The organism is Microbacterium trichothecenolyticum (genome assembly GCF_041938625.1).
Lineage (GTDB): Bacteria > Actinomycetota > Actinomycetes > Actinomycetales > Microbacteriaceae > Microbacterium > Microbacterium trichothecenolyticum_D.
Genome location: NZ_CP169427.1, coordinates 367,610 through 388,977 on the forward strand (window position 1 = coordinate 367,610; position 21,368 = coordinate 388,977).

Below are 21,368 nucleotides of genomic sequence, written 5' to 3' on the forward strand. Positions count from 1 at the left end.
CTCAGCCGGTCACCCGAAGGCCGACGGGGAGACAGCACCGACGAGGGCGTCGGGAACAGGGAAGCAATGGGGATCAGCCAGCCTTCGGCGACGGTTCTGTCCGGATCTCGGGCGTACCGCAAGAAGCTCGTCACCTTCGCTGCGCTCGCAGCGCTGGTGATCGCACTGCTGAGCGCGGTTGCCTCCGGCGAGCAGGCCCGAGCGGCGAGCCCATGCGGGGTGAACATCAATCCGATCACATGCGAGAACCAGAACCTCGGCACCGATCCCGACGTGTGGGACATCACCGGCGCGGGAGACCCGTCGATCCAGGGCTTCGCCACGGACATCTCGGTCAATTCCGGGCAGAGGATCGACTTCAAGATCGACACTGATGCCCGCTCATACCGCATCGACGTCTACCGAACGGGGTGGTACCAGGGACTCGGGGCGCGCTTCATCACCTCCGTGCCCGTCAGCGCGACACTGCCGCAGGGGCAGCCGCAGTGCATCTCGGATGTGGCCACCGGACTCTATGACTGCGGCACATGGGGCGTCTCGGCGTCCTGGACGGTTCCCGCAGACGCGGTGTCGGGCGTCTACATCGCGAAGCTCACGCGCGCCGACGACGGCGGGGCGAGCCACATCACGTTCGTCGTGCGCAAGGACGGCAACACGTCCGACCTCTTCTTTCAGACCTCCGACACGACGTGGCACGCCTACAACACCTACGGCGGCGCGAACTTCTACCAGGGCGGTGCGAACAACCGCGCGTACAAGCTGAGCTACAACCGCCCCTTCGCCACCCGCAACTCGACCGACCTCAACTCGCCGTCGGGCAACACCCAGCGCGACTTCTATTTCGATTCGGAGTACCCCACCGTCCGATTCCTCGAGCGCAACGGGTACGACGTCACCTACACGACGGACGTCGACACCGACCGGCGCGGGGCGGAGCTGCTCAACCACAAGGTCTTCCTCTCGGTCGGGCACGACGAGTACTGGTCGGGCGCCCAGCGAGCGAACATGGAGGCGGCGCGCAACGCGGGAGTGAACTTCGCATTCCTGACAGGCAACGAGGGGTACTGGCGGACGCGCTGGGAGTCGTCGGCGGATGGCTCGAACACGTCCTACCGCACTCTCGTCAGCTACAAGGAGACATGGGGCAACGCCAAGATCGATCCCGATACGCAGTGGACCGGGACTTCCCGCGACCCGCGCTACGCCACGCCGGCACAGGGGGCACGCAATCCCGAAAACGCGCTGACGGGCACGATGTACATGGTCAACGACATCGATCTGCCGCTCAGGGTCGGGTCCGAAGAGGGCAAGCTGCGCATCTGGCGGAACACGGGCCTGTCCGCCCTCGCGGCCGGCCAGACCGCGGACCTCGGCGACGGCATCCTCGGCTATGAGACGAACGAGGATGTGGACAACGGCTTCCGTCCGCCGGGACTGATCCGCATGTCGACGACGGTGGCGCCGACCACGCAGTATCTGCGGGACTACGGCAACGTCGTCGCCGCGGGTACGACCCGGCACCACATCACCCTCTACCGCGCGGCGAGCGGAGCTCTCGTGTTCTCGTCCGCCACCATCCGGTGGGGGTGGGGGCTCGACGACGTCCACGACGGAAGGCAGGGGACCTCCGATTCGCGCATCCAGCAGGCGACGGTCAACGTCCTCGCCGACATGGGCGCGCAGCCGTCCACGCTGATGTCCGGGCTCGTGGCGGCGGCGAAGAGCGCCGACACGACAGCGCCGACGACGACGATCAGCGCTCCGACGGAGGGGCAGTCGATCGCGAACGGCACCGCCGTCACCGTGACCGGGACGGCCTCCGACTCCGCCGGACGGGTCGCGGGGGTGGAGGTCTCGACCGACGGTGGGGCGACGTGGCGCCGCGCCGAGGGCACCACATCCTGGACCTTCACGTACGTGCAGCAGGGCGACGGGGCGCAGACCATCAAGGCCCGGGGCATCGATGACAGCGCCAACTACTCATCGGCCGGCACGACCCGATCGGTCACGGTCGGAGGGCCGTACTCCGCGCTGGGCAACGCCGTGCCGGCCACCCTGTCGGCCGATGACACCCAGTCGGTCGAGCTCGGCCTGCGCTTCTCCACCGAGGTCGACGGGTACGTCAGCGGTGTCCGCTTCTACAAGGGCTCCGGCAATGGGGGCCAGCACGTCGGCTCGCTGTGGAACTCCTCCGGCTCCCGCCTCGCGACCGTCGTCTTCTCCGGTGAGTCCCCTACAGGCTGGCAGACCGCCCAGTTCTCCTCGCCCGTGCCGATCATCGCCGGGCAGACGTACACCGTGTCGTACACGGCACCGCAGGGCGGGTACGCCTTCCAGGAGCGGTACTGGCCGTACAGCGCGCGCCCGTCGTCACCCGTCACCGTGAGCTCCGCCACGGGTGCGAATGTTGCGGGGGTCTATGGGACACCGGGGCAGTTCCCGACCACGACCTGGGCCGACGCCAACTACTTCGTCGACCTCGAGTTCACCAAGTCCGATACGTCTCCGCTGCGGATCCAGCTGCGCACCCCGGGCGCGGGAGCGACGAGCGTCGCGCTCGACACCGCAGTCACCGCGACCCTGACGCGGCCCGCTGTCCCGGAATCGGTCGGCCTCACCCTCACGGATCCGAGCGGAGCCGTCGTCTCCGGCACGGTGTCGTACGACGCCCCGACCCGCGTGATCCGGTTCGTGCCCGCAACGCCGCTCCAGCCCAGCACCGTCTATACGGTCGGCCCGACCGCGCGGGACACGAACGGCGTCGGCCTGGCTCCGGACTCCGGCTGGTCGTTCACCACGCGTGCCGACGGGCAGAGCGACGGCCAGTGCCCATGCAGCCTCTTCGACGACAGTCGTGTCCCCGCCGTCCCGAGCGACTCCGACTCGTCCGCGGTCACCCTCGGCGTCGGGTTCACGGTCGGCTATCCGGGCACGATCACCGCCCTCAAGTTCTTCAAGGGCCAAGGCAACGGCGGAACCCACGTCGGCACGCTCTGGAACGACGCCGGCACGGCCCTCGCGACGGTGGAGTTCACCAACGAGTCAGCCTCGGGCTGGCAGAAGGCGACGCTGTCGGCGCCCGTGACGGTGCAGCCTGGTGTACGGTACGTCGTCTCGTACCGCGCGACACAGGGCAGGTACTCGGCCACGCCCGCGACCTTCGCACAGGAGTACACGCGCGGGCCTCTGACCGTCGCGGCGAACGGCGCCGTCTTCACGTACGCGAACGCGTTCCCGACGCAGGCCTCGACGACCGACTATGGCGTCGACGTCGTGTTCCAGCCACTGGGCGACAGCCCCGTGATGACGAATTCGACCCCTGCCGCCGGCGCGACCGCCGTCGCCGCGAATGCGCCCATCTCGGCGACCTTCAGCGGCGCCATCCGCACCGGGTACACGGGCGCGGTCACTGCGAACGGAAGCGCCGTGGCCGGATCGTGGGCGCTCTCGGGCGACAAGAAGACGGTGACCTTCACACCTGCGGGCACGTATCCGGCATGGGCGCAGGTGGCGGTGTCGATCACCGGCCTCGTCTCGGAATCCGGCGTGGCAGGCCCGGACGTCGCGTGGTCTTTCACCGCCATAGGCTCGACGACGATCGTCTCGCTGATCGGAGGTGCGACCCCCGCGCAGACCGAGGCCTCCGACACCGCGTCGGTCGAGCTCGGCATGTCGTTCACGACGGGCGTGTCGGGCAAGGCCACCGCGATCCGGTTCTACAAGGCGACCGCGAACACCGGCACCCACGTCGGGTCGCTGTGGAACGCGGCCGGCCAGCGCATCGCGCAGGCGACCTTCACGTCGGAGACCGCGAGCGGATGGCAGCGGGTGGTGCTGGCGAATCCGGTCGCGCTCACCCCCGGTCAGGTGTACACGGTGTCGTACTACGCCCCGCGCGGGGGGTACTCGTACACCAGCGGATACTTCGCCTCACCCGTGTCCTCGGGACCGCTCACCGCGGTGAGCCCCGCGAACGGCGTCTACCGGTACGGAGATGCAGCGGCGATGCCCACCGCCTCCTGGAACTCGACGAACTACTTCGTCGACCTCGAGTTCGTCCCCGATTCGCAGGACGGCCAGGAGCCTCTGGTTGTGGAATCCACCTCTCCGGTCGACGGGGCGGCCGCCGTCTCGATCGACGCGCCCATCGCAGCCACCCTGAGCGCAGACGCCGGAGGGCAGGCGGTCTCGCTGACGGTCACGGGCGCCGGCGCAGACGTCTCGGGCGCAGCATCCTACAATCCGGTCACGCGCACAGTCTCGTTCGCGCCGGCTGCCCCCCTCGCCTATGCAACGCTGTACACCGCGACCGTCACCCTCGACGGGCTCGCCCTCGACACGTGGACGTTCGAATCGGCGGTGCCGCCGATTTCGGGAGTGGTCCAGACGCTGTTCGGCGCTGACGTGCCCACGATCCCCTTAGTGGCCGACACGGACGCGGTCGAACTGGGCACCGCGTTCACCGTCGCCAAGCCGGGCCACGTCACGGCACTGCTCTACTACAAGGGCGCCGGGAGCACCGGCACGCATCGTGGCACCCTGTGGTCCGCGACCGGTCAGGAGCTGGCCCGCGTCACCTTCGACACCGAGACCGCGTCGGGCTGGCAGCGCGCGGCACTGAGCGCACCGATCCTCGTCACACCGGGAAACACATACGTCGTCTCGTACTTGGCGCCCCAGGGCGGCTTCGCCACGACTGCTGGGTACTTCGCGCAGCCGCGGATCTCGGGCGACATCACCGGTCCCGCGACGGACAACGGTCGGTACGTCTACGGGACGAACGGAGGGTTCCCGACCACGAGCTTCAACGCGACTGCATATTTCGCGGACGTCCAGGTCGACTTCGGTCCGGCCGGCGACCCACCTCCGGCCGCGCCGACCCTGACGTCGCGAGCCCCGGCTGCCGACGCGACCGGTGTGTCCACCACGGCAGCGATCAACGCGACCGTCGCCGATGCGACGTCGGCGACCATGGTGGTGTCGACCGGAGGCACCCCGGTAACGGGCACGAGCAGTTACGATGCCGCCTCCAGCGTCGTCGCCTTCGCGCCGGCGGCTCCACTCGCCCGCGGCACGTCGTATTCGGTCGCAGTCACCGTGGACGGAGAGTCGATCGTCGGCGGCACATGGTCGTTCACGACGCTCGCGGCGCCATCGATCACAGCCCGCAGCCCGGCAGCATCGGCGACGAACGTGGATCCGACGACGGTGACGGTATCGGCGACGCTGTCGAACGCCTCCGCGGCGGCGCTGACCATGGCCAGCGGCGGCACCTCCGTCGCGGGAACGTCGAACTTCAACGCGGCGACCGGCACGGTGACCTTCGTCCCCTCAGCCTCACTGCAGTGGGGCAGGTCCTACGACGTAGCCGTCACGGCGGACGGTGTCGCGGTGACTGGCGGCGGGTGGTCGTTCTCGACGCTCCCGGCCGCGACTCTGTCAGCCACGACTCCGGCCGCCGGCGCGACCGCGGTCGATCCCGCGACCGCTCAGATCACCGCGCGACTCACCGGCGCGGTGAGCGCCTCGATCGTGCTCAGACTAGGTGCGACGAACGTGGCGGGGACGTCTGCCTTCAACGAGTCGACAGGCGTGGCGACGTTCACCCCGACCGTAGCGTTGGACTGGGTGAAGACGTACACGGCGACCGTCACTGCCAACAGCACGGCGGTACCGAACGGCACTTGGTCGTTCACGACGGTGGTCAAGCCCGACCAGGTGAGCCTCTTCACCACCGGGACGCCGGCGAACGCGAACGCCAACGCACTGCTCGCCTACCAGGTGGGGACCCGTTTCCGCGTCAGCGCCCCCGGCGTCGTCACCACGATCCGCTATTACAAGGGGAGCCAGAACAACGGCACCCACACCGGCTACCTCAGGAGCGCGAACGGCACTGTGCTCGCGCAGGTGACCTTCCGCAACGAGACCTCCTCGGGCTGGCAGACGGCGGTGCTGTCGTCGCCTGTGCGTCTGACTGTCGGCACGGAGTACCGGGTGACGCTGCTCAGCTCCGGCCGCTACCCCATCACCAACGGGGCGCTCGCGTCCGTCGTGACGGCCGGGCCCCTCTCGACGATCGCGAACGGCGGTGTCGCGGGTGTCGGGTCGGGGAACCCGGGGACGACGAACAACAACAAGTACTGGGTCGATGTCGTGTTCGACCCTGACAACTGACGACACGAACAGATGAGGTGAAGATCCGTCACGAGCAGAACCCTCCGGTTTGGGGACCGGAGGGGAAGAGATTGGGGGTGCTCGAGGTGGCAACACGACTGAGGGCGGCGGTGATCGGCGCGGGGTACTGGGGTCCCAACCTCGCGCGGAACTTCCGCGCGTCGAGCGACTGGGAGCTGGCCGCGATCTGCGACCTCGATGTCGCGCGGGCGCTGCGCGTCTCCGACAGCATCGGCGGCGTGTCGGTGACGGCCGACTTCGAGGACGTCCTCGAAGATCCGACAATCGACGCGGTCGCCATCGCCACGCCCGCCCGTACCCACCACGCGGTCGTGCTCGCCGCCCTCGAGGCAGGCAAGCACGTCATCGTCGAGAAGCCGGTCGCCGACTCTCGGGAACACGGCCTCGAGATGGTCGAACGCGCGCGTCGGAACGGCCTCGTGCTGATGGCAGACCACACGTATTGCTACACGCCGGCCGTCCTCAAGATCCGCGAACTCATCGACGAGGGTGCGCTGGGTCAGATCCTCTTCGTCGACAGCGTTCGCATAAACCTCGGGCTGATCCAGCCCGATGTCGACGTGTTCTGGGATCTGGCCCCGCACGATCTCTCGATCATGGACTTCATCCTCCCGGGCGGGCTCGATGTCAGGTCGGTGTCGGCGCACGGCGCCGACCCGCTCGCCACCGGCAGAGCATGCATCGGTTATCTGGTGATGCCCCTCGCAGCGGGCGGCATCGCCCACGTGCACGTCAACTGGCTGAGCCCCACGAAGATCCGCCAGATGGTGATCGGAGGCACCAAACGCACGCTCGTCTGGGACGACCTGAATCCGCAGCAGCGCGTCAGCGTCTACGACCGGGGCGTCGACCTGGCGCTGCAGTCCAAGGGCACGGCCGACAGCAGGGCGGCCAACGTCTCGTACCGACTCGGCGACACGTGGGCGCCGGCGCTCCCGGAACGCGAGGCGCTCGCCGCGGTCGTCGGCGAGTTCGCCGCGGCCATACGGCAAGGCCGGCCTGCGCGCACGAGCGGCGACGCAGGTCTCCGCGTCCTGTCGGTGCTCGAAGCCGCGTCGACCAGCCTCAGCGCCTCCGGAGCGCCCCGCCCGGTCGACACGCTCGTCAAGGAAGCCCAGGGAGCATGACCCACCTCGAAGGCACCCGCGTACTCGTCACCGGCGGTGCGGGCACGATCGGATCCACCCTCGTCGACCAGCTGCTCGCGGCAGGGGCCGCCCACATCGACGTGCTTGACAACCTGGTCCGCGGGCGCCGCGGCAACCTCGACGACGCGCTGCCCACTGGCCGGGTCGAGCTGGTCGAGGGCGACATCCGCGACGCGCGCCTCGTAGACGACCTGACCGCCGACAAGGACGTCGTCTTCCATCAGGCGGCGATCAGGATCACGCAGTGCGCCGAAGATCCCCGGCTCGCGCTGGAAGTGCTCGTCGACGGCACCTTCAACGTCGTCGAGTCCGCGGCGAGACATCGCGTGAAGAAGCTCGTCGCCGCCTCGAGCGCCTCGGTATACGGCATGGCGGAGGAGTTCCCCACGACCGAGCGTCATCACCACGAGAACAACGACACGCTCTACGGCGCCGCCAAGACCTTCAACGAAGGTCTCGTTCGCAGCTTCCGGGCCATGCAGGGACTGGACTATGTGCTGCTGCGGTACTTCAACGTCTACGGACCGCGCATGGACGTGCACGGGCTCTATACCGAGGTGCTGGTGCGCTGGATGGAGCGCATCGCCGACGGACGCCCGCCGCTCATCTTCGGTGACGGCAGGCAGACGATGGACTTCGTGTGCGTGCCCGACATCGCACGGGCCAACATCCTCGCCGCCCGCAGCGATGTGGTCGAGGGCACGTACAACGTCGCCAGCAGCACCGAGACGAGTCTGCTGGCGCTTGCCGAGGCGCTGCTGCGCGCGATGGGCTCGGACCTCGGCGTCGAGCACGGTCCCGTGCGCGCGGTCAATGGGGTGGTGCGCCGGCTGGCCGACACGGCGGCGGCGAAGCGCGACCTCGGTTTCGAGGCGACGATCGGCATCGACGAGGGGCTCCGGCGGCTCGTCGAGTGGTGGCGGCCGCTGCGCGATGAGATCGCCGCGGGCCGGACAGTGACGGTGCCATGAGCGATCGCATCAACGTCATGGTCCCGTGGCTCGGTCAGGAGGAGACGGATGCTGCGGCCGAGGTCATCGCGAGCGGTTGGATCGCGCAAGGCCCTCGTGTCGCGCGGTTCGAGCAGGCGTTCGCGAAGACGATGCAGGCGCGGTACGCGGTCGCGACGAGCAGCTGCACGACGGCGCTGCACCTGTCGCTCATCGTGGCGGGCGTCGGTTCGGGGGACGACGTCGTGGTGCCGTCGTTCTCTTTCATCGCCACCACGAACGCCGTGCGCTACTTGGGCGCGAACCCTGTGTTCGCCGACGTCGATCCGGTGACCGGCAACGTCACGGGTCACACCGTCGCCGAAGCTCTGACGCCCCAGACCCGCGCGGTCATCGCGGTCGATCAGGGTGGTGTGCCCGTCGATATCGACGACATCCGCTCGTTCACCGATCAGCTGAACATCGTCGTCATCGAAGATGCCGCATGCGGCGCCGGCTCGATCTACAAGGGGCTCCCCGTCGGCGCGGGCGCAGAGATCGCCGCGTGGTCCTTCCACCCGCGCAAGCTGCTCACGACCGGCGAGGGGGGAATGCTCACCACCTCGAATCCCGACTGGGCAGACCGGGCGCGGCATCTCCGCGAGCACGCGATGAGCGTCTCGGCCGCGGAGCGGCACGAGTCGGTGCTGCCGCCGGCCGAGGAGTACACCGAGGTCGGGTTCAACTACCGCATGACCGATCTGCAGGCCGCCATCGGCCTCGTCCAGCTCGGCCGCCTGCCGGAGATCGTTGCGCGCCGTCGCGAGATCGCGGAGCGCTACCGGGCTGCCATCGATGACATCGCCGGCCTCCGCGCCGTCGCGGACCCCGAGTACGGTGCGTGCAACTTCCAGTCGTTCTGGGTCGAGGTCGCCGAAGGCTACCCGACAGATCGGGACGGCCTGCTCGAAGCGCTCGCCGACGAGGATATCTCCGCCCGGCGGGGGATCATGGCGTCGCATCGCCAGCCGCCTTATCGCGATCTCACCCCGGAGGTCGGATTGCCGGTCACGGAGCGCCTCACCGACAGCACACTCATTCTTCCCGTGTTCCACCAACTCACCCAGGAGGATCAGGATCGCGTCATTGCCGTCCTCCGCTGGCCGGGCGGAGCAGTGTGATGGCGGAGGGCATTCTCCTGGTCGGTGCGAGCGGGCTGGCGCGCGAAGTGCTCGCCGCGGGCATCGACGGAGTGGTGGGCATTCTCGACGACGATGCGGATCTGCACACCACAGAGATCGCGGGAGTCCCCGTGCTCGGGTCCGTCATGGAGGCTAGCTCGCGGACGGAGGCGCTGCTGGTCTGCGTCGGACGAAGCCAGGGACGCCGCGGCGTCGTGCGCCGCCTGCGCGATGCCGGGGTCGGCGAGAGGCGCTACGTCAGCTTCGTCGCAGGATCGGTGCGGATGAGCCCGTCGAGCCATGTCCTGCCCGGAACGATCCTGCTGGATGGCGTTGTCGTGACGGCAGACGTCGCGGTGGGTCGCCACGTCGTGGTCATGCCGAACTGCACGATCACGCACGACGATGTCCTCGAGGACTTCGCGACGCTCGCCGCCGGGGTGTCCCTCGGCGGATCTGTGCGCATCGGCGAAGCGGCGTACATCGGGATGAACGCATCAGTGCGTCAGGGACTCCGCGTCGGCGCCGCGTCGACCGTCGGCATGGGGTCCGTCGTCCTCGACGACGTGCCGGACGAGGCGACCTGGGCGGGCGTGCCCGCACGCGAGATCGGACGGTCGTCATGAACATCCCTGTCCCGTTCCTTGACCTCGCCGCACAGCAGGCCGAGATCGCCGACGAGGTGCTCGCCGTCTGGCGCGAGCAGTTCACGGCGGCCTCGTTCATCGGCGGCCCCGAGGTCGAGGCGTTCGAGCGGGAATACGCCGCCTACATCGGAGTGGAGCACGTCGTCGGCGTCTCCAATGGAACGGACGCCCTCGAACTCGCATACCGCGCGATCGGAGTCGACCGTGGTGACGAGGTCATCATGCCGGCGAACACCTTCATCGCGACAGCGGAGGCGGCGTCGCGGATCGGCGCCGTGCCGGTGTTCGTCGATGTCGACGACGAGCATCTGCTGATGGATCCCGATGCCGTCGAGGCAGCGATCACCGGGCGAACCAGGGTGATCACGCCCGTGCATCTGTTCGGCCAGACCGCGCCGATGGAGCGCATCCGGGCGATCGCCGACAAACACGGTGTGGAGATCGTCGAGGATGCGGCGCAGTCGCAGGGGGCGTCCGGCCCGATCGGCCGCGCCGGAGCTCTGAGCCGAGCCGCGGCGACGAGCTTCTACCCCGGGAAGAACCTGGGCGCCGCGGGCGACGCGGGCGCGGTGATGACCGGGGACGCAGGCATCGCCGCGAGGATCAGGAACCTCGCTGCCCATGGCAGCTCGGAGAAATATGTGCACGATCGCGTCGGCATGAACGCTCGGCTGGATGCGGTCCAAGCGGTGGTGCTACGGGTGAAGCTGCGGCGGCTCGAGGCGTGGAACGCCGCCCGCCGGGCCGCAGCCGCGCGCTATGCCGAACTGCTGGCCGGCCTCGAAGACGTCCGGGTGCCGGCCGTGCGCGCCGGCAATGACGACGTCTGGCACCTGTACGTCGTGCGGGTGGGGGGGCGGCAGAGCGTGATGGACGGAATGCGCGCCGCCGGCGTCGGGGTCGGAATCCACTACCCGACCGCGGTGCCCCATTCGGAGGCGTATTCGAGCCTGGGCTACCGCCGGGGGCAGTTCCCGGTCGCGGAGGCGGCGGCGAGACAGATCCTCTCGCTGCCCATGTATCCGCACCTCACGGAGGACCAGCAGACCACCGTTCGTGATGCGCTCGTCGGCGCCTTCGTCAGGGGAGGAGGGTGAGATGTCTGTCCAAAGCGCCGTACGGACCGTCGACGTCCGCACCCACTGGAGGGATACTCCGCGTCCTCGTCTCGTGTTCTTCCGGTTGAACGAGCCCGACCTGCCCGGGTTCGTGGCGGGTCACTTCGCGGATCACGTGCGGTGCCTGGAGCAGTACTTCGAGGTCGTCCTCGTCACCGAGGACGCAGACTACGACGAGGTGGTCGACCGGGTGAAGCCCGATCTGGCGATGTTCGAGTCGGGCGTCTACGCGCGAGCGGGTCGTTCCGTGAGGAACACCCACCGCCATCCCGAGATCCCCAAGGTCGGGTTCCTCGATTCCGATGCGTACTGCTTGACGCGCTCGGTGTTCCTCGCCGACATGGAGGAGTGGGGCGTCGAAATCTTCTTCACGCACGCCACATCGGCGACGGGCTATTCGAGCGAGATCGCCGACCGCACCTTCTCGTGGCCCAACTTCGCCGACCGCCGGATCTTCCGCTCCTATCCGGGTGAGCGGTCGCAGTCCATCCTCCTCAGCGGCAGCCGGGCGACCAACTACCCGTGGCGAGTCGCGGTCGATCGGCTGCTGCGCGAGAAGTTCCCCGTGCGCAGTCTGCCCCACACCGGCTGGTTCTCCCGGGCGGCGACCGAGGGCATGCCGTCCGGCGAGGCCTATGCGCGCACGCTGAGCGACGCCCTGATCATCCCGACCTGCGGAACGATTGCGGGAGAGCTGGTCCGCAAGCACTTCGAGATCCCCGCCGCCGGTGCCGTCCTCGTCACGGAGAAGACGGTGTCGCTCGAAGCAGCCGGCTTCGTCGACATGGAGAACTGCGTCTTCGCCGATCTCTCGGATGTCGTGGCGAAGGTCGAGCACCTGCTGAATCACCGCGACGAGCTGGAAGCCATCGCCGCGGCGGGTCAGCGTCTGGCGCACGAGCGCCACTCCATCGAGGATAGGGACCAGCTGCGCCAGTGGTACGAGTTGCAGAAGGACTGCGGCGTCGGTGAGCACGTGGTCCAGAGAGGTCTGTTCGCGCCGCTGACGGTCGAGATCACCGGCGACCGCCGGTCGCCGGTGAGCCCGGTGTCGCCGGCCGGCCTCGACCGCCGACTGGTCGACGAGGGTCGCCGTCTACTCGAGCGGGGCGACCCGGCAGGCGCATCCGATCGGTTCGCGCAGGTGCTCAACCTGCACTTCGAGCCGGAGGCGGCGCTCCTGCTCAGTCGCTGCTGGCTCGCCGAAGGGCGGCCGGATCTCGCGCGACGGATGCTCGAGTACTCGACCGACGCGGTCGTGCGGGTCCACGGCGCACCACGTCCGGATCCCGTCGAGTGGGCGTGGCTGATCCGCGCGGCCCTCTGTGAATCGGATCCGACCCGGGCGCGCGATCTCGCGGAGGAGTACCCCCTGCTGCGCCACCCGGAACTGGACCGAATGCGTTGGGTGGTCTCCGTTGTCACCGCCGCGCCGCTGGGCTTCGCCGAACGGCCACCGAGCCTGACCCTCCATCCCGATGCGCCGCAGTCGTGGCCGGTGTGGCGGTCGGCCCTCGAAGACCAGCTCCGGGCGCTGAACGCGACGATGCTCGCCGACCGCGTTCACCATGTGCCGCCGCCGTTGCGCGAACTCACCGGAGCACCCCGCTCAGGCCTCGGCGACAGGGCCGGCCGAATGGTGCGGCGGACCGTCCAGCTGGGCAAGAGGGTGCGGGCACGCCTCTACCGCGAATGGACACGGCTTCGCACACCGACGGCCGGCGCGGATCACCTGTCCGTCTTCCAGCTCCTCGACGGGCGCTCGCTGGATGTCGTCATCTCGCTCGCGCCGCCCGCGGCTGTTCAGGTGAGGCTGGATGACCTCGTCGCGAACGACGGCTCGGGTGTCGGGATCGTGCGCCTCGGGCGGACCGAGGAAGCGACGGCGGGCACGACGTTCTCGCCCCGGGGATTTAGCTGCGGACTCGCTCCGGGGCTTCTGGACCGGATCCCCGACTGGGGGCGGGGGTTCGTGGTGGCCGGCGCTGCGGCTGCTTGTCGGCTCTCGGTCGGGCAGTTGGGCGGCTGCGAGGTGTTCGCCGTTGTCGAGAGTCCCGTGGACCGGACCCCCGTCGAACGAGAGCTCGGGCAGTCCGACGCGTGGCGCGAGGCCGACGACGAGATGCGGGAGCGGATCGTCGCCGCGCTCGCGAACCATCGCACGCGCGTGTGGCAGCGCACCCGCCCCGACGGGACCGTGCCGGCATGACGGGCGAGGACGGCGTGCAGCCGGACCGGTCGCTCGGTTCGCAGGCGACTCGCGCGGCCGCCTGGAGCGGTGTGAGCACGGTCGTGCTGCGGCTCGGCACGCTGATCGTCGGAATCGTGCTGGCCCGCATACTCACTCCCGAGCAGTTCGGCATCTACGCGGTGGCGCTCACTGTGCAGTCGATCCTCATCACCGTGGCTGACCTCGGCCTGTCGGCCGATCTCATCCGGTCCAAGGAGCCGGAACGCATCGCCCCGACTGTCGCAACGCTCGGTCTCGTCATGGGGACGGTGATGACGGCGATCACGTTCGGCTTCAGCACCACCCTTGCGGCGCTGCTCGGAAGCCCCGCCGCGGCCCCGGCGATCGCGGTGCTGTCGTTCACCCTCGTGCTCGCGGGGGCTACCGTCGTTCCCTATGCGATGCTCCAGCGCCGATTCCAGCAGCGGGAGATGTTCGTCGTCGGCGTCGCGGACTTCCTGGTTTCGACCACCGTGACGCTCCTCCTCATCGCCGCCGGGTTCGGCGTCATGGGTCTCGCTATCGGGCGGGTCGCCGCCCAGATCGTGTCGTCGGCGATGCAGTTCGCCCTGGCGCGGGTCAGGCCCCGCTACGGGATCGACCGCTCCATGTTGAGGCCGGTGCTGGCATTCGGCGTTCCGATCGCGGCGGCCAACCTGCTGTCGTGGGCGCTCCTCAACGTCGACAACATCGTCCTCGCGCGAGTGGCGGGTGCGACGGCACTCGGCTACTACGTGCTCGCCTTCAACATATCCAGCTGGCCGATGAGCGCCCTCGCCCACGTCGTGCGCTCGGTCTCGCTGCCGTACTTCGCACGGTCGACCCGCGGTGGTGAGGGCCTCGCCGCCCTCACGGCGGCGGCATGGGCGGGCGCGTTGCCCGCGGGGGCGGTCCTCGCGGCGCTCGCCGCGCCGCTCATCGAGGTCGTCTACGGCCCGAAGTGGCTTCCGGCGGCGCCTGTCCTGGCGGCTCTCGGGGTATACGGCAGTCTGCGCGTCGTCTTCGACATCTTCGCGGGCTACCTGTATGCGAAGGGACACTCCGGTCCCGTGCTGGTGATCCAGATCATCTGGCTCGTCGTCCTCACGGCGGCGATGATGTTCGCGACCCGCGCTTACGGCATCGTCGGAGCGGGCTGGGCGCACGTGCTCGTCGCGATTGTGGTCATCCTTCCCGCGTATCTGATCGCCCTCCGGGTGGCCGATGTGCACGCGCGCGACTTCTTGCGGGAGGCCTGGTGGCCGACCGTGGCGACGATCCCGACCGTCGCGACGGCGATCCTGGCGCGTGTTCTCTTCCCGGCCGCGCTGCCGGCTCTGCTGGTGGGTGGGTTCGCCGCCGTGACGACGTACGGCGTCCTCATGTGGCCATGGCTCGTCAGGCGGCTGCGCGAGATGCGCCGCGTCACGACAGCGACCGCGTCGGGGGGATCCCGTGCCTGACAATCGGTGGCGTGTCTTCGCCGAGAAGCAGGCCGTAGGCGGGCGGACGCTCCGGCTCATCGCGCGGCTCGCTCCGAGACCACCGCGCCCCAGCTGGCGAGGGGCTGCGGCGCGCGTCGCGCCCATCGCGCGGGCGACCGTTTCCGTCGTGATCCCCTGCTATAACTACGCGCGCTACCTGCCGGACGCGGTGCATTCCGCGCTCGCGCAGAATGGCGTCGATGTCGAGGTCATCGTCGTCGACGATCGCTCGACGGACGACAGCAGGCAGGTAGCGGAGCGGCTCGCCGACGCCCATCCCGAGGTCCGCGTGATCGTGAATCCGGAGAACCTCGGCCACGTGCGGTCGTTCAACGTCGGGTGGGAGGCATCCACGGGCGACTTCGCAGTGAAGCTCGACGCCGACGATCTGCTCGCGCCCGATGCGTTGACTCGCGCCGTCGCGCTCTTCGAGGCGCATCCGTCGGTGGGGATGGTCTACGGGCATCCCCGCCACTTCGCGGCGGATCGGCCGCCTGCTGCGCGGGTGGAGACCGTCCGCTGGGTCGTGTGGCGCGGCGAGGACTGGCTGATGGAGCGGTGCAGACTCGGCGTGAGCGCCATCACGAATCCCGAGATGGTCCTGCGGTCCGCTCTCCTCCGGGAGTCGGGCCCGATGGATCCGTCCGTCACCTTCGCGCCTGACATGGAGATCGCCCTTCGGCTCGCAGCGATCTCCGACATCGGGTACGTCGCGGGAGCGGACCAGGCGCTTCACCGCGAGCACGCCGGCAGCATGAGTGAGACCGACGGCGCCGGAGTCCTCGTCGATATCCAGGCCCGGCGTACGGCGTTCGATCGGGCCTTGCGCGCACGCGCCGACTCCGAGAGATTCCGCAGCCGAGCGCGCAGGGCGCTGGCGCGGGATGCGCTGCGACTCGCCTCGGCCGCAGCCGACCGCACGCGGAACGCGATGGCGGGACGGGACCTGGTCGGCTTCGCGACCGACGTGTGCCCCGAGAGCCGCGAGTGGCGAAGCTACAGGAGGCTGCAGGCTCCATCGCCGATCGTCGCGCGCAGCCTGTCCGCCCTCGGACGGAAGGCGCGGCGCAGAGTCCGGAGCGAGGCGTACTTCGCCCGCTGGATGGTCTCGGGGGTGTGACATGGCGACAGGGAGTGGGGTCGTGGTCGCGAGCAGGAAGCTGACTGCCCGGGTCCGGCGCGCCTGGGAGGTTGGCCCCCGCGGTGTCGCCCAGCGGCTGGCGCAGCGCGCGTATCAGGCGACGGGCGCGGCGGAGCTTCGTCTCAATCTCGCCCTGGAGGACCACCTGACCGACGCTCCCGGCTCGCTGCCGGTCCCGCAGACGCGACCCGTGCGGGGCAGGCCGCTGTCGGTGGGCTGGGTGTGCACACCGCCGACTCCCGGCTCCGGCGGACATACCACGCTGCTGCGGATGGTCGCCGGCCTCGAGGCGCGCGGCCATTCCTGCGTCCTGTACCTCTACGACAAGGACGGACTGGACGTCCGCGCCGCGACCCACCTGCTCCGCGCGCACTGGCCGGAGGTCGGTGCCGCCGTGCGTGACGTGAGCGAGGGCATCGCGGGCGTGGACGCGGTGGTGGCCACCGGCTGGGAGTCCGTGCACCTCATCGTGAAGAAGGCGCTCGCTCCGCTGCGCAGGCTCTACTTCATCCAGGACTACGAACCGTACTTCTACGGTCGGGGCGCGGAGTACGAGTTCGCGGCGATGACGTACCGCCTGCCTTTCCGGCGCATCGCGCTCGGGGAGATGCTCGACGGGATCATCCAGGCCGAGACCGGTTTGCGCAGCGACGTCGTTCCGTTCGGATGCGACTCCTCGTCCTACGGATTGCCGCTCGCGCCGGTCGAGCGCCAGGGTGTCGTCTTCTACTGCCGACCCGATTTCCCGCGCCGTGGCTACCAGCTCGCCGCGCTGACTCTCATCGAGTTCCATCGGCTCTTCCCGGATGAGCCGATCCACGTCTACGGCGCTGCGCCACGCGGGCTGGACGTCCCCCACACCTTTCACGGCAGACTCAGCCCGGCGCAGTTGAACGAGCTCTACGGCCGGACTGTGGCGGGCCTCGCGATGTCGTTCACGAACATGACGCTGGTGGCCGAGGAGATGATGGCGGCGGGCAACATTCCCGTCGTCAACGACATCGATCTCGCGCGCCTGGTGCTCCCGAACCCCATCGTGAGGTGGGCCGCGCCAACCGCGGGCGCGCTGGCGCGCCAACTCGGCGAGGCCGTGTCAGCACCCGACGTCGATGCGCGGGCGGTGGCGGCCGCGGCATCCGTGACGGGGCGGTCGTGGCAGCCGACGTACGACGCTGTCGTCCGCATCATCGAGGAAGAGGTGTACGGCACATGAGGTCACCGCACGTTCTGATCATCGTCGAGAACCTCCCGGTTCCCCTGGACCGCAGGGTCTGGCTCGAGTGCCAGGCGCTCGTGGCGCGAGGCTACCGCGTCAGCGTCATCTGCCCCAAGGGCCCGGGGGACCCCGCTCGCCAGCGGATCGATGGCATCGACATCTACAAGTACGCGCCGGCGCCGGAGGCCAAGGGGCTGTTCGGCTTCGCGTGGGAGTTCGCGTACAGCTGGGTGCGGACCGCGCTGCTGTCGCTCGCGGTGTGGCGCCACCAGCGCTTCGACATCATCCAGACCTGCAATCCGCCGGACACGTATTGGCTTCTTGCGCGGCTGTGGCGCGTCCGCGGGGTGAAGTTCGTCTTCGACCACCACGATCTCGACCCTGAGCTGTTCATCTCGCGGTTCGGCCGGCCGGTCGGTCTGCTCAAGCGACTCGAGTATCGAGGCCTGCGCTGGCTGGAACGGCGTACCTTCCGCAGCGCAGACCGGATCATCTCCACGAATGAGTCCTACAAGGCGGTGGCTGTCCGCCGGGGGGATCGCCGCCCCGGTCATATCACCGTGGTGCGCAGCGGTCCCGACACCGAGATCATGCGCCCGATCTATCCGGCGGAGCCTCACGCGGCAGACACCGTCGAGCTGGTGTACCTCGGAATCATGGGGCCGCAAGACGGAGTCGACCAGGTGCTGATGGTGATGGACGAGCTCGTCCACCATCGCGGCCGCGCTGATGTGCGGGCGACGCTCCTCGGGTTCGGCGACTGCCTCGAGGACCTCAAGCGGCAGTCGGTGCAGCTCGGGCTCGAAGAGAGCGTCACGTTCGCGGGTCGGGTCGACCGCGACGCGATCGCCGAGTTCCTGAGCCGCGCCGACATCGGCCTGTGCCCCGACCTCAAGACCCCGCTGAACGACCTCTCGACCATGAACAAGACCATGGAGTACATGTCGTACGCCCTGCCGTCGGTCGCATTCGATCTGGTCGAGACCCGCGTCTCGGGTGCCGATACCGTGCTCTACGTGCCGTCCGGCGACATCGCGGCGTTCGCGGACGCCGTCGAGCGTCTCATCGACGATCCGTCGCTGCGTGCCCGGCTCGGCCGCAAAGCGCGTGAGCGCGTCGCGCGAGAGCTCGACTGGCGCCCGCAGGCCGAAGCGTACGTCGGGGTGTTCGACGAGGTGTCGGGGTTCTCGCAGCCGGGGCCGGCGGTTCCGCCGGCGGTGGGGGTGAACGGCACGGACGCGCGGGGACGGCGGTATGTCGATCTCGCGGACACGGCCGAGTTCGAGCGGTACCTCGCCGAGAGGAGGGCGCCGTGATCCGCATCGGCGTGCACGATCTCCTCGCCGGAGCGGCGGCGCTCTCGCCCGATGCACCCGCCCTCACGTACCGCCGCGAGACGATGAGCTACGAGGGTGCGTGGTCAGGTGCGCAGGCGGTTGCCGGGCTCCTGCTGTCGCTCGGCCTGGAACGGGGGGACCGCGTCGCGGTGTACCTCGAGAAGCGGATCGAGACCGTTCTGGCGATTTTCGGAGCGGCGACCGCCGGTGCGATGTTCGTACCGGTCAACCCCGTGCTCAAGCCGTCGCAGGTGGGTCACATTTTGACCGACAGCGGCGCGCGCTTCCTCGTCACCTCGGCGGAGCGGCTCGGACAGCTTGCCGGCATCCTGCCGTCTGCGGCGATCGAGCACGTCATCGTCGTCGGCCCGACCCCTTCGCCCGCACCAGGCGTCGACGTCCACGTCTGGCCGCGGGCGACGGATGCTGCGTCATCCGCGCTTCGTCACGTGCCGGTGGATGGCGACCCGGCAGCCATCCTCTACACGTCGGGGAGCACCGGTCTGCCGAAGGGGGTGGTGCTCAGCCATCGCAATCTGATCGCCGGCGCCGAGAGCGTCAGCTCGTACCTCGGCAACTCGGCCGACGACGTGATCCTGAGCGTTCTCCCGCTCAGCTTCGACGCCGGATTCAGCCAGGTGACGACGTCGTTCGCCGTCGGCGCCCACTGCGTGCTCATGAACTACCTCTTGCCGAGGGAGGTGCCCGGGCTGTGTGCGCAGCACGGGGTGACCGGGCTCACCGGGGTTCCACCGCTCTGGCTGCAGCTCGTCGACGCGTCCTGGCCGGTGGAAGCGGCCAGGCGCATCCGCTACTTCGCGAACACGGGCGGACGGATGCCTCGCGCCACCCTGGATCGACTGCGCGGCGTGTTCGTCGACGCTGATCCGTACCTCATGTACGGCCTCACCGAGGCATTCCGGTCGACCTACCTCGATCCTGCCGAGGTCGACCGGCGCCCCGACTCGATCGGCAAGGCGATTCCGAACGCCGAGATCCTCGTGCTTCGGCCCGACGGCACGCCGTGCGCGCCCGGCGAAGAGGGCGAGCTCGTGCATCGGGGTCCGCTGGTCGGGATGGGGTATTGGGGGAATCCTGTTCGGACCGCGGAGCGGTTCCGACCGATCGGGCGATCAGAACAACCTTGGCGGGCACCTGAGATCGCGGTCTGGTCGGGCGACACCGTCATCGCTGACGACGAGGGATTCCTCTACTTCGTCGGTCGCACGGACGACATGATCAAGACGTCGGGATACCGGGTGAGCCCGACCGAGATCGAGGAAGCCGCTTACAGCACGAGCATCGTCCGCGACGCGGTGGCGGTCGGTGTCGCCGACCCTGCCCTCGGGCAGCGCATCATCCTCGTGGTCACTTCGCCGAACGGTGCGCTGGACAGCGCGACGGTGATGTCCGCGCTGCGTCCGCTGTTGCCGCTGTACATGCTCCCGGCTCGTGTCGAGATACGGGACGAGCTCCCGCGCTCCGCGAACGGCAAGTTCGACCGCGCCGTGATCAGGGCCGAGGTGTCGGCATGATCCCGTCCGAGCACGTGACCGCATTCGGAGCCATGGCCGGCGAACTGCGCGTCGGCGGGATGCCGCTGAGCAGGTTGGCGTCACGGGTCGGAGCCACGCCGTTCTTCGCATATGACCGCGCGGTGATGAATGCCCGTATCGACCTTCTGCGCGAGTTGCTGCCGAGCCGCGTCGAGCTCAGCTTCGCGATGAAGGCGAATCCGATGCCCGCCGTCGTCCAGCATCTCTCCCAGCGCGTGGACCGCATCGATGTGGCTTCCGCCCTCGAGATGCGGTGCGCTCTCGACACCACCATCCGCCCCGATCGAGTCAGCTTCGCCGGACCGGGCAAGACACCGGAAGAGATCCGCCAAGCCGTCGCGGCCGGAGTGATCGTCGAGGTCGAGTCGACGACGGAGCTCATTCGGGTGCTGAAGGCCGGTGACGACCTGGGTCTCACCCCGCTCGTCGCCCTCCGGGTCAATCCCGACTTCTCCGTGAAAGGCTCTGGCATGCGGATGGGCGGCGGTTCGCAGCAGTTCGGCATGGATGCCGAGCAGATCCCTCAGGTTCTCGCCGAATATGCCGAAGCGGGCATGGATCTGCTGGGCTTTCACGTCTTCGCCGGATCACAGAATCTGAACGCGGAGGTCATCGTGGAGGCGCAGCGTCGCACGGTCGATCTCGTGACCCGACTCGCGGATGAGCTCCCGCGGCCGATCCGGTACCTCAACCTCGGCGGCGGATTCGGCATCCCGTACACCGAGCGCGATCGCCCACTCGACCTCGACGTGGTCGCAGCCGGCCTCCACGACCTCATCGACGGTCCGATCGCCGAGCGCTTCCCCGAGTCGGCCACGGTGATCGAACTCGGCCGTTACCTCGTGGGCGAGGCCGGTGTCTATGTGACGCGGGTGGTGGATCGCAAAGTGAGCCGTGGCCGCACCTACCTCGTCGTCGACGGTGGGATGCACCACCAGCTGGCCGCGTCAGGCAATTTCGGGCAGGCGATCCGACGCAACTACCCGCTGATCGTCGGCAATCGCACGGATGCGGGCGCTGGCGAGGCCGTGACCGTGGTCGGGTGTCTCTGCACGCCGCTCGACCTGCTCGGCGACGACGTCGAGCTGCCACCCGCCGGAATCGGCGACCTCATCGTCATCTTCCAGGCCGGCGCCTATGGGCTCACAGCAAGTCCCACCGCCTTCCTCGGGCATCCCGCCCCCGCCGAAGTCCTCGTCTGACCGTC

At 69.0% G+C, this 21,368-nt stretch carries 13 protein-coding genes; all 13 read left to right on the forward strand.

Features of this window, described 5'->3' with window-relative positions; genetic code table 11:
* Window positions 1–66: 66 nt before the first annotated feature.
* The 13 genes from ACEYYH_RS01750 (at window position 67) to ACEYYH_RS01810 (ending at window position 21,363) form a co-directional block, all read left to right on the forward strand.
* Complete coding sequence (locus ACEYYH_RS01750; RefSeq protein ID WP_374976578.1) at window positions 67–6,174, forward strand: DUF4082 domain-containing protein; 6,108 nt, start codon at window positions 67–69, stop codon at window positions 6,172–6,174.
* A gap of 86 nt (window positions 6,175–6,260) precedes the next feature.
* Window positions 6,261–7,322: a Gfo/Idh/MocA family protein gene (locus tag ACEYYH_RS01755; RefSeq protein ID WP_374976579.1), complete on the forward strand. Its 1,062-nt coding sequence runs from the start codon at window positions 6,261–6,263 to the stop codon at window positions 7,320–7,322.
* Window positions 7,319–8,314 carry an NAD-dependent epimerase/dehydratase family protein gene (locus tag ACEYYH_RS01760; RefSeq protein WP_374976580.1) on the forward strand — a complete coding sequence of 332 codons (996 nt, stop codon included), beginning with the start codon at window positions 7,319–7,321 and terminating at the stop codon, window positions 8,312–8,314. Before ACEYYH_RS01755 ends, ACEYYH_RS01760 begins: the two co-directional genes overlap by 4 nt.
* The gene (locus ACEYYH_RS01765) at window positions 8,311–9,453 is read left to right on the forward strand and encodes a DegT/DnrJ/EryC1/StrS family aminotransferase (RefSeq protein WP_374976581.1); all 1,143 of its coding nucleotides are present in this window, start codon (window positions 8,311–8,313) and stop codon (window positions 9,451–9,453) included. Before ACEYYH_RS01760 ends, ACEYYH_RS01765 begins: the two co-directional genes overlap by 4 nt.
* Complete coding sequence (locus ACEYYH_RS01770; RefSeq protein WP_374976582.1) at window positions 9,453–10,079, forward strand: NeuD/PglB/VioB family sugar acetyltransferase; 627 nt, start codon at window positions 9,453–9,455, stop codon at window positions 10,077–10,079. The genes ACEYYH_RS01765 and ACEYYH_RS01770 overlap by 1 nt, the downstream gene beginning before the upstream one ends.
* Window positions 10,076–11,197: a DegT/DnrJ/EryC1/StrS family aminotransferase gene (locus ACEYYH_RS01775; protein ID WP_374976583.1), complete on the forward strand. Its 1,122-nt coding sequence runs from the start codon at window positions 10,076–10,078 to the stop codon at window positions 11,195–11,197. The genes ACEYYH_RS01770 and ACEYYH_RS01775 overlap by 4 nt, the downstream gene beginning before the upstream one ends.
* 1 nt (window position 11,198) lies before the next feature.
* Window positions 11,199–13,427 (forward strand): glycosyltransferase, encoded by a 2,229-nt coding sequence (locus ACEYYH_RS01780; protein ID WP_374976584.1) that lies wholly within the window; start codon window positions 11,199–11,201, stop codon window positions 13,425–13,427.
* A complete protein-coding gene (locus tag ACEYYH_RS01785; protein ID WP_374976585.1) occupies window positions 13,424–14,890 on the forward strand; it encodes an oligosaccharide flippase family protein in 1,467 nt (488 codons plus the stop codon). The genes ACEYYH_RS01780 and ACEYYH_RS01785 overlap by 4 nt, the downstream gene beginning before the upstream one ends.
* Window positions 14,883–16,031: a glycosyltransferase family 2 protein gene (locus ACEYYH_RS01790; protein WP_374976586.1), complete on the forward strand. Its 1,149-nt coding sequence runs from the start codon at window positions 14,883–14,885 to the stop codon at window positions 16,029–16,031. Before ACEYYH_RS01785 ends, ACEYYH_RS01790 begins: the two co-directional genes overlap by 8 nt.
* Window positions 16,032–16,053: 22 nt before the next feature.
* Entirely contained in the window at window positions 16,054–17,265 is a 1,212-nt protein-coding gene (locus ACEYYH_RS01795) for a glycosyltransferase family 1 protein (protein WP_374976587.1), read from the forward strand.
* Entirely contained in the window at window positions 17,262–18,584 is a 1,323-nt protein-coding gene (locus ACEYYH_RS01800) for a glycosyltransferase family 4 protein (RefSeq protein WP_374976588.1), read from the forward strand. Before ACEYYH_RS01795 ends, ACEYYH_RS01800 begins: the two co-directional genes overlap by 4 nt.
* The gene (locus tag ACEYYH_RS01805; protein ID WP_374976589.1) at window positions 18,581–20,140 is read left to right on the forward strand and encodes an acyl-CoA ligase (AMP-forming), exosortase A system-associated; all 1,560 of its coding nucleotides are present in this window, start codon (window positions 18,581–18,583) and stop codon (window positions 20,138–20,140) included. Before ACEYYH_RS01800 ends, ACEYYH_RS01805 begins: the two co-directional genes overlap by 4 nt.
* Window positions 20,137–21,363, forward strand: a complete 1,227-nt coding sequence (locus tag ACEYYH_RS01810) for a pyridoxal-dependent decarboxylase, exosortase A system-associated (protein WP_374976590.1) — start codon at window positions 20,137–20,139, stop codon at window positions 21,361–21,363. Before ACEYYH_RS01805 ends, ACEYYH_RS01810 begins: the two co-directional genes overlap by 4 nt.
* The last annotated feature ends 5 nt before the right edge of the window (window positions 21,364–21,368 follow it).